Consider the following 14,225-nt stretch of genomic DNA (forward strand, 5'->3'; position numbering starts at 1 on the left):
ACCTCCACGTGCGAGCTATCCCTTTCCAGTGTATAATAAAAATAGCGATTAATGGGAGGGAAAGTTTTGCCTTTTGAAAGACATTGCTCATTTTGTGGAAGATCTGCTGCACAGGTGAAGAAGCTTATTTCAGGAACAGAAGGGTACATTTGCAATGAATGTGTTGATCTGTTTCACGACATTATTCAGCAGGACCAGAAAGCTAAGAAGGAGCCTGGCAGAAAGCTGCCCACCCCAGCAGATATCAAGAAAGAACTTGATAAGTATGTGATTGGTCAGGAGAACGCAAAGAAAACGATCTCTGTCTCCGTGTACAATCACTACAAGAGAGTTTTCAATGATGTAGATGACGTTGAAATTGAGAAATCCAATATAATGCTAGTTGGGCCTACCGGTTCGGGAAAGACTCTCATTGCTAGAGTGCTGGCCCGTATTCTGGATGTTCCGTTTGCAATCGCCGACGCTACCCCTCTTACGGAAGCCGGATACGTTGGTGAGGATGTAGAGAATATTGTTCTAAGACTTCTTCAGTCTGCGAATTACGATGTTGAGAAAGCTCAGCTAGGAATCATTTATATCGATGAGATAGATAAGATAGCAAGGAAATCTCCGAATCCATCGATCACGAGAGACGTATCGGGAGAAGGGGTTCAGCAAGCCCTTCTCAAGATTGTCGAGGGAACTACTGCAAATGTGCCACCTCAAGGAGGCAGGAAGCATCCCTACCAGGAATTCATAAAGGTAGATACAAGCAACATTTTGTTCATAGTGGGGGGCGCTTTTGATGGCCTTGACAGCGTAATAAAACAGAGAGTTCTTGATTCCTCAATGGGTTTTGGAGCAAAGGTAAAGGGCAAGAATCAGCTTAGGCTTGGAGAAGTCCTTCAGCAAGTAGTACCGGATGATCTGATTCAGTACGGCTTGATTCCGGAGTTCGTTGGCAGATTCCCGGTTTTGGCGGCTCTGAATGATCTTGATGTGGAGGATCTGAAGAGGATTATGAGTGAGCCGAGAAATGCGATTCTCAAGCAATACCAGAGGCTTCTGGGACTGGACGGTGTAGAACTTGAGTTTTCGGATGATGCCATGACCGCGATCGCAGAAAGGGCTATGAAAAGAGGGACAGGCGCAAGAGCGTTGAAAAGCGTAATTGAGCAGGTCATGCTTGACATAATGTTCGATATTCCTACCATGAATAATGTTGAGAAGGTTGTTATCAACGAGGATGTGATAAGCAAAAACTCTTCTCCCGAAATAATCTCTAGAGAATCTGCCTGATGAAAGTTCTGGCTCTAGAGAGCTCATGTGATGAAACGGCGGTGGCATCATCGAAGATGGCCGTCTTTTATCTTCACAGATTTCTTCGCAAATAGATATCCACAAGAGATTTGGTGGGGTGGTTCCCGAAATAGCTGCCAGAAAGCATCTTGAAATCATAGATAGAATGGTTTCCCGTTCGCTCGAAGAAGCCGATCTGGATATCAAAGAGATAGATGTATTTGCTTCAACTATGGGTCCCGGACTTGTGGGATCTTTGCTGATTGGTCTTTCTTTTGCTAAAGGAATGGCGATCGCGATGAATAAACCATTTGTCGGTGTTAACCACTTATTCGGTCATGTCTATGCAAATTTCCTTAGATATCCGCTTCTCAAACCTCCCTTTATGGTTCTTCTCGTTTCTGGTGGGCATACCGAGATCCTAGTTCTTAAAGATTGGGATAGGATCGAACTTGTGGGGAAGACTCGCGACGACGCTGCAGGAGAAGCATTTGACAAAATTGCAAGGCTGCTTGGACTTGGGTATCCTGGAGGGCCGGCAATTCAAGAGGCCGCTGAGAAAGGACAAGCTAGGTATCATTTTCCTAGGCCACTTCGTGAAAAGGGGAATTTCGATTTCTCCTTCAGTGGTCTAAAGACTTCGGTGCTGTACTTCATGAAAAAAAATCCTCTGGCTTCAGTTAGTGATGTTGCCGCGTCAGCTCAGGAAGCAATTGTCGACTCTCTCGTTACCAAGGCATTCGACGCAGCTGAAAGTTTACATCTAGATGAAATAGCCTTTGCGGGAGGCGTCGCTTCGAACTCACTTCTTCGAGAATGGGCAAGAGTGCAATCTGAAGTTAGCGGGATCAAGGCTTACTTCCCACCGGTAGACCTGTGCACAGACAATGCTGCAATGATTGCATTAGTGGCACATGAAAAAGCTAAGAGGGGGCTATTCTCCCCTCTTTCGACAAATGCCGTACCTTACCTAACTTTGGATTTCTTCTAACTATTCAGACTTGCTGGTAGAAGTTGAAGGTTTGCTACTACTTTTAGAAGCTGATGACTTCTTCGAGTCGGTACTGTAGTAGCCCCCGCCTTTAAAAACAACTCCCACATTATTAACCAGTTTCTTAAGATGTCCCCCGCATGCTGGGCAGATCGTAAGGGGTTCATCGGACATCTTCTGGAAGGCTTCGATTTCTTCTCCACAATCCTCGCACTTATACCTGTAAAACGGCACGTGAGTCCCTCCTTCGCATCGAATTTTTCTATTAGCTGTATCTATTCTATTCCTCATCGGCCGAAGATGGAATCACACAGAGAAATTCCAGATCTCCGTTTCCCGTGTTCCTGAACTGGTGCTTTACGCCGGAGGGAACAAAAACATAGCTCCCCTTACCAGCATTAATCACGCCCTGGTCAGTAACAACGGCCGCTTCCCCGGAGATGATAAAGACTTCATGTTCCCATGGATGGCTATGGTGAGGACTATATCCTCCTTCTCCGACAGTAAACAGTCTCATCACAAAATTCGTAGCGCCCTTCTTTTTACCAATAAGGACTCGCTTTGTAACGCTCTTTACATTTTCGTTGTCGAAAAACTGAGGCTCGACATCAAGCGCTTTGCCTACCAGAATTCGTTCTGACATTTTCATAGCGCCTCCTTTTCGAATCAAACGCTTTATCGTATGAGTATTTTCTGTCTCTGTATTCGACCACAACTTTTCTGTAAGGTTCGAGTCCTACTGAATAGCTCTTCAGATCTTCATACTGGGAAATTACTTCGTGAACGAGCCTTCGCTCAAAGGCGAACATCGGTTCCATTACGATCTTGCTTCTCCTGGATATTGCGGACTTTGCCGTCCTATGTGCTATCTCTTCCACCAGTTTCTTTCTTTCAAGTCTGTAATCACCGATATCAACGGTTACGTTGACTTTGGTAGGCGCCATCCTGTTTGCGTAAATGTTTAATATGTGCTGTAAAGCGGCAACAGTTTTACCATGCTTCCCGATAAGTCTGGCAACCTCTTCACCTTCGATCCTGACTCTATACGTTCTTCCAACAAGCTTTACTTCGGAAAAGGTCTCTTCATCGAAATTCTTAAGTATACCCTTGAGGAAGTCGTGAAGCTTTCTTTCCCAGTGTTTGTCCAACAAGGAAACTTCAATTATCGACTCCCTGGATCCAAATATCCCTAGGAAGCCCTTGGAGCCTTTCTCTTTCACTGTGACTTGCATTTCATCGTCATAAGCACCAAGATCTGCTTGAGCTAGCCTGATGGCTTCTTCAACGGTCTCGGCTTTGTATTCAACTGGATTCATTTTGTTTAACACCTCCTGAGCTGGTCTAAATCTACTTCACAGGTTTTTCCTGTAAACCTAGCATCTGTCTTAAAGTCAGCCCCTTTATGCCGTTGCGCTTGTATACTACCCAGCTTATGAAGAACTGAAGGACACTCTGGGTTGTCCAGTAAAGTAGCAATCCAGATGGGAATGTGGCGAAAAGGATCGGAAAGATTACTTGCATGATTACTCCCGATCTCGCAGATCTTGCGTCCTGAGCTGTGAGCAATGAACTGAAGATTCCTACAACTACCGTGATTATTATGAACGGTATGTTCAGTACGAAGTTACCTACTGAAAGATCCTTCCAAATAAGAAAACCAGGCGTATATGCCATTACTTCGCTGAAGTATCGAATGGCATTGTATAGAAGTATCAGTACTGGCAGCTGAAGGAGTATTGGAAGACATCCGGAAGCGGGATTGTATCCCTTCTCCTTATACAGAGCCATCATTGCCTCCTGTTGCTTTCTGGGGTCCTTATACTTTTTCTTGATCTTCTCTACTTCGGGTTGAAGCATCCTCATCATTAGCATTGACTTAGTTTGAATGTGATATAAGGGGTAGAGGATGAATCGGGTAACAATTGTGAAGAGAATCAGTGCCCAACCGAAGTTTCCAGACCACTGATATAGCCAGAACAGGAAGTAAACTATTCCATGATAGATCCAGGAAAAGAAGGTAACTCCTCCAAAGTCTTGCAAGTCCTTCACAATAGCATCATAATGCTCCGGAAGAGCTTGTCTCATGTGGATCAACCTCATAGGGCCAGCAAAAGATTCAAGAATTCCCCTACCGGTTTCAGATTCGTATCTCTGGAATTTGAATGTTCCTTGCATTGCAGTAATTGCGAAGAGCGTCTTCTGACCGCTGAACTTATCATATGTCAAATAGTATGAGGAGTCGGGTCCTATCGTCTGATTCTGGTAAGAAATAAAAGGCAGAGCGACCTCAATCTTCTGATTGAAATTCAGTTCAACTCTGAAATCATAGTAAGGACTGTTCAGGATAATAAACGACTTGCTACCTTGCTCATAGTTGAAGCTAACTATTACATTGCCTTCTTCATCTTTGTCGTATGAAAAGGAGGTAGGCAGAAGCTCGGTACCCTCTACGTCAAAAACGTTGAATCCATCTTTTCCAAGGCTTTCATTGTACACATAAAACTCAACCGTCTTATTATCGGCATAACTTGTTACTCCTAATACCAAGCCATTTTTGGTGTCCAGAGTTACCTTTAGAGTTTTACCTGAAACTATGAGCGTACTGGTACCTTCCTGAGTGGTAAGTTCCTTGCCCGATACCGAGAGCGTGAATAATGTCACGAAGATCAAAGTCAGAATTATCGCTCTTTTCATTTTTCGTGCCTCCTCAATAGCGTGAAATGATCTGGTACTTCGTCGAACCCCCCTGGATTGAAGGGATTGCATCTGATTATTCTCCAGATGCCTAGAATTAGCCCTTTCAGAGCTCCAAATCTTTCTATTGCCTCATATGTGTATGTTGAACAAGTGGGAGAAAACCTGCATCTTGGGCGGGTTCTAGGGGAGATCTTTTTTCTGTAGAAATCTATCAGAAACAGTAGTATCTTTTTCATCGGACGTTTCTCCAATTTTCTCAGCGATTCGTTTAATGATCTGTACAATATCAAAATATCCAACTTTTCTCTTCTTAAACAGGTCGGATAGATCCTTTCTTGCAATGAAAAGTATATCATACCCTTTGGGAAAGACTTGTTTATTAGTTCGGTAAACCTCTTTAACCAATCTTCTGAGGCGGTTTCTCAGGTGAGCCTTTCCAAATTTCCGTCTTATAGATATCCCTATACGAGAAAAAGGCAGACCATTCTTAACATACAATACAACAAAAAAAGGGTCAACAATTGATTTTCCCTTTTTGAAGACTCTGTCGAAGTCTGCCTTTCGTCTTAGCCTTTCGGTTTTACTAAGGGACTGATCTCTGAGGTTCACACAGAAAGTCTCTTTCTTCCCTTTCTTCTTCTACTTGCCAGCACTCTTCGGCCTCCGACTGTGCGGGATCGCACAAGAAAGCCGTGTGTTCTGTTTCTTTTGACTCTTGATGGTTGGTATGTTCTTTTCATGATTAATAACCTCCAGTAAATGCATCACAGTGAACATTATACGGAGTGCAACCTTCACTGTCAAGGCGATAAAAGGATGTGAAATTAACTACAAGCGTTCCCGAAAGAATTTCTTATGCAGCTGCTGATGAATAGTATAATGGATTGAGGGACTGGATAGATGAAAGTTACCTTTTTTGCTGTTGATGGAGGGAGATATGCTGCTTTCGCTGGCAGGGAAAGACTTTCTGACTTTTAAGGATTTCTATGTTGAGTTCTCAGGCGGTATGAATGCCATAACCGGTGAATCGGGGGCTGGAAAGACTGTCTTCCTTAAGGCCCTATGGGCGGTGTTGGGCTTTCCCCCGCTATGGGATAATGACGGCTCGGGCAGTGTTGAAGGTAACTTTGCGGTTGATGGTTCATTGCTTTCTAAACTGGCAGACATGGGAGTAGAGATCAATGGTGATCAGCTTCTTGTAAGTGTAAGCTTCACAGGACAGCGAACCATATACAGGATGAATGGAAAAATGGTACCCAAACAGATTGTTCAGTCAGCTTTTCGTGACAGAGTCGAGATTCATTCTCAGCATAGTAGTATAAGCCTGTTGGACGAATCCAAACACCATATAATTCTGGATCACGCGCTTGGAGGAGACACAATCCTTACCCGTTATTCAGAGCTGTATGCAGAGTACATCAAAGTAAGACGCGAACTGGATTCCTTTATTGTAGATCCTTCTCAGATTGAAAGGGAAAAGGACTTTCTGGAGTTCCAGATCAGGGAGATTGAACAGGCAGATCTTCAACCTCATGAAGACGAAGCCATTGAAATGAAATATACGAGATACAGAAACGCCCAGATGCTACTTGAGACATTTCAAGAACTCACTGATCTTCTTAAGGATGGCGAACTATCAATTTATAATTCTCTCAATGACGCGCGAGCAACTGTCGAAAAAATAAGGAACTTTGGTTACAAGGACTGGCTGGATAACCTTCAGATTGCTCTAGAAGAACTCGATTCGCTTTACACTAAGATTGAGGAAGAGAGAAGCACTCTTGAGATCGATGATGAGGAATTCAATGCAATTGAAAGTCGTATTACCATTATCCAGGGTCTGAAGAGGAAATACGGAGACTCTGTTGAAAAGATACTTGTGAGACTAGAGGAGTTCAAGAAAGAGCTAGGAACTCTTAAGGAGCTGGAAGGTAGAAAGGAACGCTTGAAGAAGAACGAAGAAGAGCTTCTCTCGTCTTTGAAGGAAACGGGAAGAATCCTTGATCAGAAAAGGTTGGTTAGAGCAAAAGAGATCGAGGAGCAGATCAGGGTACACCTTGAGGACCTCAGAATGAAGGGAGCGGAGTTGAGGTTTCATCTAGAGCCTGAATTAATGCCCAGAAGCTACGGGACATCCAAAGTCACGATGGTTGTTAAGACAAATCCCGGTATGGATTTAATGGAGATTGGTAGTGTTGCGTCGGGAGGTGAGCTTTCCAGGTTCTTATTGGCTCTTGAATCCGCCTTAAAGAATCAGCTCGATCTCAAAACAATAGTCTTTGATGAAGTAGACTCTGGAGTTGGTCAACGACTTGGAACAGTAGTGTCAGGGAAATTAGAGGAAATCTCAAGGGAGATTCAGACTATTGTAATAACTCATCTTCCGCAAATCGCATTGAGTTCAGATCGGCATTTTGTTGTTAGAAAGCAGCAAGTCTATAACGAAACGATTTCCATTATCGAGGAGCTTCATGGCAGCTCCAAGGAACGGGAAATCGAAGAAATGAGTGGTCAAATTCCAGATTAGGAGTATGGGTAATGGAAAGAGAAGAATTGATAAACAGGATTGTCGAAGAAAAAGGAGTGGAGGCCGCTCCAGTGCTTCTCAGTCTGCTGGTTAGCGAAGACAGCGAGACAGCCCAAATATGTTTTGATGCTTTAATTCAAATGGGTAAGGACGTGGTTCCTTTTCTTATCGAAAAGATGAGATCAGAGGATATCGACCCCGTATCAAGACTTTATCTAGCAGATTTGGCAGGGGAGATCGGTGATATAAGAGCCGTGACACATCTTTACGAGCTTCTGAGTAAGTACAGTGATGAAAGATCACAGATAGTAATCTACGAAGCTCTTGCTCGATTGGGGGAAGGCGAGAAAGTGGTAGATGTTTTGGCCCTGATGCTTGAGGAAAACTATGACGCTGAACTGCAAGATCAACTAATCATGGCACTGAGCAACACCGATTCTTCGGTTGCCGTTAAGGCTCTCGCAGGATTTTATGGAAACAAGTTGGCCGATAAATCTGCAAAAGCCTTTGCGCTGGAGGGGATCCATTCGATACTTGCCAGAAGACATGAACTGAAAAACTATCTCCTGAGCCTTCATAATGGTAAGGAAATTGCTGAAAGGCTTTATCAATGGCAGAAAGAAATCTAACTGATTACTTTAATTCACTCTATTTGGCTGGAGCGGATGTAAGGCTCGAAGAGCCGCTTGAATGGCACACGACAATAAGGATTGGTGGTCCAGCCAGAGTATTCGTTTCACCGTATTCTGTAGAGTCTCTGAGCGAGATCCTATCCTTGTTGAAGCGGGAAAAACTTCCGTACAAAGTCATCGGAGGCGGTTCAAATGTGATCTGCCTGATAAATATGAGGGTGTTGTTGTTTCGACTAGGAATCTGAATTTACTCAGAAGCGATGGGGACAAGGTTTTTGTTCAGGCGGGAACGAGTATCAACTCTCTCATCTGGCATTGTTTGGCAGAAGGGTTAACGGGCATTGAGTTCTTGACGGGACTCCCAGGTTCAGTTGGTGGTGCCGTATTGATGAACGCAGGAGCCTTTGGGGGGGAAATCGGCGATCGGGTGACTAGAGTCTCTTATCTTGACGGGAGGGGTAAAGTAATAGATGTTGACTCCAGGAACGCCGGGTTTTCGTATAGAAACAGCATATTCAAATCAGCAGATGGAATCGTTGTCGGTGCTGAATTCTTGCTGAAGAGGGGTGAAAGATCCGAGATCGAAAGTAAGATGAAAGAAATCCTTGCAAAGAGAATTCAGAAGCAACCACTGGAATACCCTAGTGCCGGCAGTGTCTTCGTGAGACCTAAATCGGATTTCTACGTTGGTTCAACTATAGAACGCTTGGGATTGAAGTCCTTAAGAGTGGGAGGAGCTGAAGTTTCGGAAAAACATGCAGGATTCATTGTGAATAGAGGAGGCGCCTGTCAGAAGGACATTCTGACTCTGGTAGAGATAATTAGAAAGAAAGTTGAAGGGGCCACAGGCGTTATTCTCAATACCGAGATAGAAATTTGGAAGGAGGTTGAATAATGGTTGATGTAAGAATCGAGGAACCTGAAGATAATTTTACCGGGAACGGAGGACCAAAGAAAAGCTTTTTCTGGTCCGGCCTCTTTGTATTGCTGGTTATTGTCGCAATCGTTGCCGTGTATTTCTTGAGCGGCTTCTTTCTGGTTGGTCCCGATCAAGTGGGGCTGATAAAGCGGTTCGGCAAATTTACGAACAGCGTAGGGCCAGGACTTGGGTATCACCTGCCCTTTCCCATTGAAAGTGTAGTCGTTATCGACACTTCGAATTTGAGAAAACAGGAGATTGGGTTCAGGACGATCAGAACTGGGACCTATCAGACCTATGCAAACGAGTCCCTAATGCTTACCGGAGATGGAAATATCGTCTCGGTCGAGCTGGTTGTACAGTACTACGTGGGTGATCCTGCGAAGTTGGCTTTCACTATTGTTGACGACGGAGATATCGTAAGATTCACGACCGAATCGGTTCTCAGGGAGGAAGTTGCTTCGAGCACCATTGACTCGATATTGACAACAGAGAGGGACACTATTTCTATAAGGACTGCGGAGAGGGTTCAGGAAGAACTTGATAGACTTGATACAGGAATTATTGTGAAAAATGTTTTCCTTCAGGAGGTCGCTCCGCCGCAGCAGGTTATCACAGCCTTCGACGATGTGAATAGTGCCAAGCAGGACAAGGAAAAGCTAATCTACGAGGCTGAGAAATACACTAACGACATTATTCCAAAGGCCGAAGGAGAAGCTGCCCAGATAATTAAGGACGCCGAAGGCTATGCCCAGGAGAGAATCCTAAATGCCGAAGGAGAGGCCGAAAGATTCCTCGAAATTCTCGAGGAATATGAAAAGGCTCCAGACGTAACAAGAACGAGAATGTATCTTGAGACCCTTAACAAGATTCTTTCTGAAGCAAGCAAGACAGTTGTGCTCGATCAGAGCAGTGTTCTGAAACTCCTTGATCTTGAAGGGAGCGTGAGGTGATGAAATACAAAGTCATAATTTCCGTTGCGATCATCGTGGTAATTGCGATCATACTTCTGCCGAGTTTCTTCTTCATCATCGATGAAACTGAACAGGCCGTTGTTTTGAGATTTGGCGAGATTCAGAAATCCATCACCGAGGCCGGCCTTTATACTAAGACACCTTTCATCGACAACGTGAGAAAATTTGACAAACGTATACAGATATACGACGTAGATGCCGAAAGGATATATTCGAAGGACAAGAAGACGATTCTGGCCGATACTTTTGCTTTATGGAGAATAGTAGATCCGAGGAAATTCATAGAGACAATGAAATCAGAACTTACTGCTCTTACACGAATTGATGATGTAGTGTACTCTCACGTGCGAAACACATTTGGAAAACTCGATTACGACGAGATCATTTCCGGAAATAGAACGGATGTCCTTGATGAAATTACCGCTCTCGCTGCAAATGATATGAAGGACTTTGGAATTCAAATAATATCTGTTCGCGTTAAGAGAGCCGATTTGCCTGACGAAAATAGGAACGCCGTCTTCGAGAGAATGAAGTCGGAGAGAATACAGGAGGCTTCGCTGATAAGGGCCGAAGGGAATAGAGAGGCACAGAAGTTGAGAGCCGAGGCGGATAAAGAGGCGCAGATTACGATCGCCAAAGCCCAGAAGGAAGCAGACATAATAATCGGAACAGGAGATGCTCGAGCGCTTTCAATCTATGCCGAAGCCTTCAACAGAGACCCCGATTTCTATGAATTCATGAAGAGACTCGAAGTCTACGAGAGCACTCTAGAGGATGCGAACTACATTTTGGGTCCTGCCATGGATTTCATTGACAAACTATCCAAAGGAGAATAATGAGCTGTAAGAAGTCTCTTCTTGAACCTGGACACTTTGAAATCAATGTCAGAAGATCCAGGTTCGTAGGTGACGGCGCAAGATGCGAATGTGAAGAAGAAGCAAAGTCCTTTATCAAGTCGCTCTCTCAAAGGTATGCGAACGCCGACCATTGTTGCTGGGCATACCGGATTTCCCTTCAGGGAAGGGAAATCGCTAATTACTCAGATGCGGGAGAACCTCATGGATCTGCCGGTAAGCCTATTCTCGGAGCTATCGAAAGTCTTGAACTTACGGACGTTGTCGTGGTAGTTACCAGGTATTTTGGCGGAACAAAACTAGGAGTGAGAGGTTTGATTGATGCCTACGGAGAGACTGCTGCAGGAGCGCTCAGGGCCGGGAAACTGGCCCTGTACTGCCCTGGGCTAGAGTTGGTTGTAGAAATGACTTATAGTCAGTGGAACGATTTTATCAGGCTCTTCGGTGAAGATAAAGACTATTCGGTCCGAAAAGTCGACTATTCAGAAAGGGTTTTTGCATCACTTGCTGTTCAGGAAAAGAACATAGAAAGAATTATGGGGTTTCTTGAAGACAGAAGAATCTTTCACAAATCGGGGGAAGAACTGAGCTTTGTCAGCCCGGTCGAGTGATTCTGCTGCATGTATTCCTGCAAGTAATAGTCCATTATCTTCCTGGATATCTGTGATGCCAGTCCGGACCCATAGCCTCCTTCATGAACGAAGACGGTTACCACTATTTCGGGCTCCTCAAGTGGCATGAAGCCGGTAAACCAGGAATGGGTAGGTTTTGAGCCTCCCTGTTCCGCTGTACCAGTTTTGCCGGCTGCCGTTCCTTCGAAATTCCTGAAGGCCGAATAGGCGGTTCCCGCCTCGGCAGCTCCACCCCCCTTGCTTATGACATTTCTCAAAGCCTCTGTAAGCAAGTTCCAGTCACTTTCACCAAGCTCAATTACTGCCCTGTCACTCACTCTCTCTGTACCAATATAGGGAAGTATTTCGCGGCCTTTAGTAGCAATTTCACCGGTCATCTTTGCCAGCTGCAAGGGAGTGATGCTTAGATAACCCTGGCCTATTGAAATCTGAATAGTATCCCCGGGAAACCAGTTTTCTTCGAGTTTTTCTTGTTTCCATGAGGGACAAGGCATTAGACCTGTTGATTCCTCAGGTAGATCTATGTTTGTTGGCTCGAAAACCTCCCATATTTCGGCATAATTGCTGATCGTGTCAATTCCCAACTCAAGCCCCAGCTGATAGAAGTATACGTTACATGAAACGGTTATGGCCTTAGACAGATCTGTCATGCCATGGCCGTAAAGATTCCAGTCTCTGTAAACCCCTTGAACTATGCCCTGACTGTCTTTGTACTGGAAACTTCCTCGACAATCTATTTGTTCAGTTGCATCCTTTCCTTCTGCCAAAGCTACCATTGCAATGAACGGCTTAATCACAGATCCTGGCGTAAAAGGAGTTAACGCTCTATTGACAAGCGGTCTGGAGGGATCGAGATTCAATCTTTCCCAATCTCTATTGGAGATTCCCTTTGTGAAAGACATGTTTTCAAAGCCGGGGACCGATACCAGGGCAAGGATCTCTCCGCTTGTTGTCATCACTACTGCTGCGCCGCTCTTGCCGGTTTCGTTGATTAATTCATAAATGTATTTTGACATTTGAGAGTCTATGGTTATAGTAAGGTCTTTTCCCCCTACAGGCGGCCTTTCACCTTCAAGACTTATCTGGCGTCCTAGCGCATCGACTCTTATTAACTGCTCCCCTGGAGTTCCTCTCAACAAGTCATTGTACTGCTTTTCTATTCCCATTACCGGTTCTCCGTCAGCTTTTATGTATCCCACAACGTGCGCAACACCGGGATTGTTTTGATAGTATCTGATAACTCTTTCAGAAACTTCCAGCTCCGGGAAGTCGTTGAGCCTTTCTGCGAGAGCCGCTGGAAGACTCGCCTCAACACTTCCAAACATTTCAAGGTTTTTTATAAGTGTTTCTGCTTTCTGTTTGTCGTCGAAGGCATCAATTATCATTCTCTTCAGGTCATCAGGGAGAAACACCACCCTCTTTTCAATATTGTAGTAGGGTGCATCCCACGCAAGCGGAATTCCATTTCGATCCAAAATCATACCTCTTTGAGGAAGCAAAGAGATCGATCGATGGCTAATGCTTTCTACTTGTGCCGCGTATTTATCAGAGCTCACAATTTGGTAATCGTACAATTTATAAATGAAGAGTCCCACTGTTAGAATGAAAAGTACGAAGAAGAGGTCGAATCTCTTAATCTTCAACGCTCAACCTCCTCAATATGAGAAATGTTGCGAAGAACGAAAAGAGTACACCGAAGCCGGTACCGGCAAAACAGACTCCTGTGATTCCTATTGCCGCCGCAACGAGAGCACCAAAACTTGGTGTTCGATAACGGTCCTGAAAAGCAACTGCAGAAATAACAAGTATTATTGCAAGGGCGATTACCATACCGATTCCGGAAAGTGCAATTCCAACTATCCATGAAAGCAGTAATGCAAGTGAAAGCGCAAATGCGACGTTTCTCGTCGGTAGAAATACCAGGAGCGTTAGATATATGGGATATAAAGGGATCAAGTCTCCGAATCCGAGATCAAAGAATAGAGCCGGTACTATCAGAAGCAGCCAAATCATTCCTGCAACTCCAGAAAGAGAAAGTAGTCACCAAATACGTTCGGATTCTTTACCAGGTAATCGCTTCCATGGCGACCTGCGATTTCGCCTATTAGATCGAGCTTCATTGCTTTGTAGTATCCGTACCCTGGAACCGTCGAAGCAATTCTGACTGAATCACCCGCCTCTAGATAATACGGATCAAATGTTGAGAAATACAGTTTTCCCGCGTCTGAATAGACCACGCCTTCAATAACTGTCTCCTCTCTGTGAACAGCGGCCGAAATTCTAGTTCCCGGAGATGTGAGCGGAGAAACAAGTAAGTAGCGTTCATTCGAGCTCTTAACCACACCATAGATGGTCGATGAAAAGAACGAAGCAACGGGAGTTCCTGGCAAAGCCGGTCTGTTTGTGGTCATAACGGCTGTATTGTTTCTTTCAAAACTGAAAAACGCAACTCTCATTGGAATTGGAAACTCAAACTTGTCACTGAATGAATCGGCGTATCTATTCAGATCTCTTATTACACGATCTATGCTTCTTGTTTGAAAGAGCGCCCTGAAAAAGTTCTCGATATCCACTCTCAGATTTATAAGGGGTAATGCCATATCATCAAAAAACTCACTCGCTCTTCTGTTGGTACCCGTCACTTCTAGAATCGATGACAGGACAAGAAAGATCATTAAGATTACAACCGCCACTTCAGCAAACTTCACTAGAGAAGTCTCC

At 44.4% G+C, this 14,225-nt stretch carries 18 protein-coding genes and 1 pseudogene; 9 read left to right on the forward strand and 10 right to left on the reverse strand.

Going from position 1 to position 14,225, the window contains the following annotated elements; translation table 11 throughout:
* Window positions 1-51 precede the first annotated feature (51 nt).
* Together clpX and tsaD are read left to right on the forward strand one after the other, a co-directional pair.
* Entirely contained in the window at window positions 52-1,278 is a 1,227-nt protein-coding gene (gene clpX / locus BG32_RS05675) for an ATP-dependent Clp protease ATP-binding subunit ClpX (protein ID WP_180274837.1), read from the forward strand.
* Window positions 1,278-2,269: pseudogene (gene tsaD, locus BG32_RS05680) on the forward strand (tRNA (adenosine(37)-N6)-threonylcarbamoyltransferase complex transferase subunit TsaD). Before clpX ends, tsaD begins: the two are co-directional and overlap by 1 nt.
* Here the strand turns inward: tsaD and BG32_RS05685 are convergent.
* Genes BG32_RS05685 through rpmH form a run of 7 tightly spaced genes read right to left on the reverse strand, consistent with a single transcriptional unit; the run spans window position 2,270 to window position 5,706 of the window.
* Window positions 2,270-2,503, reverse strand: a complete 234-nt coding sequence (locus tag BG32_RS05685) for an FmdB family zinc ribbon protein (protein ID WP_014730561.1) — start codon at window positions 2,501-2,503, stop codon at window positions 2,270-2,272.
* Between the two features lie 46 nt (window positions 2,504-2,549).
* The gene (locus BG32_RS05690; protein ID WP_099772083.1) at window positions 2,550-2,912 is read right to left on the reverse strand and encodes a cupin domain-containing protein; all 363 of its coding nucleotides are present in this window, start codon (window positions 2,910-2,912) and stop codon (window positions 2,550-2,552) included.
* Window positions 2,878-3,585: an RNA-binding cell elongation regulator Jag/EloR gene (gene jag / locus BG32_RS05695; RefSeq protein WP_014730563.1), complete on the reverse strand. Its 708-nt coding sequence runs from the start codon at window positions 3,583-3,585 to the stop codon at window positions 2,878-2,880. The genes BG32_RS05690 and jag overlap by 35 nt, the downstream gene beginning before the upstream one ends.
* 31 nt (window positions 3,586-3,616) lie before the next feature.
* Window positions 3,617-4,963, reverse strand: a complete 1,347-nt coding sequence (yidC, locus tag BG32_RS05700; protein ID WP_014730564.1) for a YidC/Oxa1 family membrane protein insertase — start codon at window positions 4,961-4,963, stop codon at window positions 3,617-3,619.
* Window positions 4,960-5,202 (reverse strand): membrane protein insertion efficiency factor YidD, encoded by a 243-nt coding sequence (gene yidD / locus BG32_RS05705; RefSeq protein ID WP_099772085.1) that lies wholly within the window; start codon window positions 5,200-5,202, stop codon window positions 4,960-4,962. The genes yidC and yidD overlap by 4 nt, the downstream gene beginning before the upstream one ends.
* Entirely contained in the window at window positions 5,147-5,575 is a 429-nt protein-coding gene (gene rnpA / locus BG32_RS05710; RefSeq protein ID WP_099772086.1) for a ribonuclease P protein component, read from the reverse strand. Before rnpA ends, yidD begins: the two co-directional genes overlap by 56 nt.
* A complete protein-coding gene (rpmH, locus tag BG32_RS05715) occupies window positions 5,572-5,706 on the reverse strand; it encodes a 50S ribosomal protein L34 (RefSeq protein WP_014730567.1) in 135 nt (44 codons plus the stop codon). Before rpmH ends, rnpA begins: the two co-directional genes overlap by 4 nt.
* 197 nt (window positions 5,707-5,903) lie before the next feature.
* On the opposite strand from rpmH, the gene BG32_RS05720 reads away from it, so the two are divergent.
* From BG32_RS05720 to BG32_RS05745, 7 genes are read left to right on the forward strand one after another with little or no spacing between them, the layout of a single operon-like run.
* Window positions 5,904-7,493, forward strand: a complete 1,590-nt coding sequence (locus BG32_RS05720; protein WP_099772087.1) for a DNA repair protein RecN — start codon at window positions 5,904-5,906, stop codon at window positions 7,491-7,493.
* An 11-nt stretch (window positions 7,494-7,504) separates the two neighbouring features.
* Window positions 7,505-8,122 carry a HEAT repeat domain-containing protein gene (locus BG32_RS05725; RefSeq protein ID WP_014730569.1) on the forward strand — a complete coding sequence of 206 codons (618 nt, stop codon included), beginning with the start codon at window positions 7,505-7,507 and terminating at the stop codon, window positions 8,120-8,122.
* Entirely contained in the window at window positions 8,104-8,370 is a 267-nt protein-coding gene (locus tag BG32_RS16285) for a hypothetical protein (RefSeq protein WP_259459550.1), read from the forward strand. Before BG32_RS05725 ends, BG32_RS16285 begins: the two co-directional genes overlap by 19 nt.
* Window positions 8,367-9,020: a UDP-N-acetylmuramate dehydrogenase gene (gene murB, locus BG32_RS05730; RefSeq protein ID WP_259459549.1), complete on the forward strand. Its 654-nt coding sequence runs from the start codon at window positions 8,367-8,369 to the stop codon at window positions 9,018-9,020. The genes BG32_RS16285 and murB overlap by 4 nt, the downstream gene beginning before the upstream one ends.
* Window positions 9,020-9,997 carry an FtsH protease activity modulator HflK gene (hflK, locus tag BG32_RS05735; RefSeq protein WP_014730571.1) on the forward strand — a complete coding sequence of 326 codons (978 nt, stop codon included), beginning with the start codon at window positions 9,020-9,022 and terminating at the stop codon, window positions 9,995-9,997. The genes murB and hflK overlap by 1 nt, the downstream gene beginning before the upstream one ends.
* Window positions 9,997-10,854, forward strand: coding sequence for a protease modulator HflC (gene hflC / locus BG32_RS05740; RefSeq protein ID WP_099772088.1), 858 nt, complete (start codon window positions 9,997-9,999; stop codon window positions 10,852-10,854). The genes hflK and hflC overlap by 1 nt, the downstream gene beginning before the upstream one ends.
* Window positions 10,854-11,483: a YigZ family protein gene (locus BG32_RS05745; protein ID WP_099772089.1), complete on the forward strand. Its 630-nt coding sequence runs from the start codon at window positions 10,854-10,856 to the stop codon at window positions 11,481-11,483. Before hflC ends, BG32_RS05745 begins: the two co-directional genes overlap by 1 nt.
* On the opposite strand, the gene BG32_RS05750 is transcribed toward BG32_RS05745, so the two are convergent.
* Genes BG32_RS05750 through BG32_RS05760 form a run of 3 tightly spaced genes read right to left on the reverse strand, consistent with a single transcriptional unit; the run spans window position 11,438 to window position 14,212 of the window.
* The gene (locus BG32_RS05750; protein ID WP_099772090.1) at window positions 11,438-13,147 is read right to left on the reverse strand and encodes a penicillin-binding transpeptidase domain-containing protein; all 1,710 of its coding nucleotides are present in this window, start codon (window positions 13,145-13,147) and stop codon (window positions 11,438-11,440) included. The genes BG32_RS05745 and BG32_RS05750 overlap by 46 nt on opposite strands.
* Window positions 13,137-13,517 (reverse strand): hypothetical protein, encoded by a 381-nt coding sequence (locus tag BG32_RS05755; protein ID WP_099772091.1) that lies wholly within the window; start codon window positions 13,515-13,517, stop codon window positions 13,137-13,139. Before BG32_RS05755 ends, BG32_RS05750 begins: the two co-directional genes overlap by 11 nt.
* Entirely contained in the window at window positions 13,514-14,212 is a 699-nt protein-coding gene (locus BG32_RS05760) for a hypothetical protein (protein ID WP_099772092.1), read from the reverse strand. Before BG32_RS05760 ends, BG32_RS05755 begins: the two co-directional genes overlap by 4 nt.
* Window positions 14,213-14,225: the final 13 nt, after the last annotated feature.

It is taken from the genome of Mesotoga sp. HF07.pep.5.2.highcov, assembly GCF_003666285.1.
In the GTDB taxonomy this organism is placed as follows: domain Bacteria; phylum Thermotogota; class Thermotogae; order Petrotogales; family Kosmotogaceae; genus Mesotoga; species Mesotoga prima.

Bases quoted from the DNA above. Each gene is read 5' to 3' on its own strand.
- yidD (WP_099772085.1), bottom strand. From the start codon at position 5,202: ATGAAAAAGATACTACTGTTTCTGATAGATTTCTACAGAAAAAAGATC.
- BG32_RS16285 (WP_259459550.1), top strand. From the start codon at position 8,104: ATGGCAGAAAGAAATCTAACTGATTACTTTAATTCACTCTATTTGGCT.
- BG32_RS05755 (WP_099772091.1), bottom strand. From the start codon at position 13,517: ATGATTTGGCTGCTTCTGATAGTACCGGCTCTATTCTTTGATCTCGGA.
- clpX (WP_180274837.1), top strand. From the start codon at position 52: ATGGGAGGGAAAGTTTTGCCTTTTGAAAGACATTGCTCATTTTGTGGA.
- BG32_RS05690 (WP_099772083.1), bottom strand. From the start codon at position 2,912: ATGTCAGAACGAATTCTGGTAGGCAAAGCGCTTGATGTCGAGCCTCAG.
- hflC (WP_099772088.1), top strand. From the start codon at position 9,997: ATGAAATACAAAGTCATAATTTCCGTTGCGATCATCGTGGTAATTGCG.
- hflK (WP_014730571.1), top strand. From the start codon at position 9,020: ATGGTTGATGTAAGAATCGAGGAACCTGAAGATAATTTTACCGGGAAC.
- rpmH (WP_014730567.1), bottom strand. From the start codon at position 5,706: ATGAAAAGAACATACCAACCATCAAGAGTCAAAAGAAACAGAACACAC.
- yidC (WP_014730564.1), bottom strand. From the start codon at position 4,963: ATGAAAAGAGCGATAATTCTGACTTTGATCTTCGTGACATTATTCACG.
- BG32_RS05745 (WP_099772089.1), top strand. From the start codon at position 10,854: ATGAGCTGTAAGAAGTCTCTTCTTGAACCTGGACACTTTGAAATCAAT.
- jag (WP_014730563.1), bottom strand. From the start codon at position 3,585: ATGAATCCAGTTGAATACAAAGCCGAGACCGTTGAAGAAGCCATCAGG.
- BG32_RS05725 (WP_014730569.1), top strand. From the start codon at position 7,505: ATGGAAAGAGAAGAATTGATAAACAGGATTGTCGAAGAAAAAGGAGTG.
- BG32_RS05720 (WP_099772087.1), top strand. From the start codon at position 5,904: ATGCTGCTTTCGCTGGCAGGGAAAGACTTTCTGACTTTTAAGGATTTC.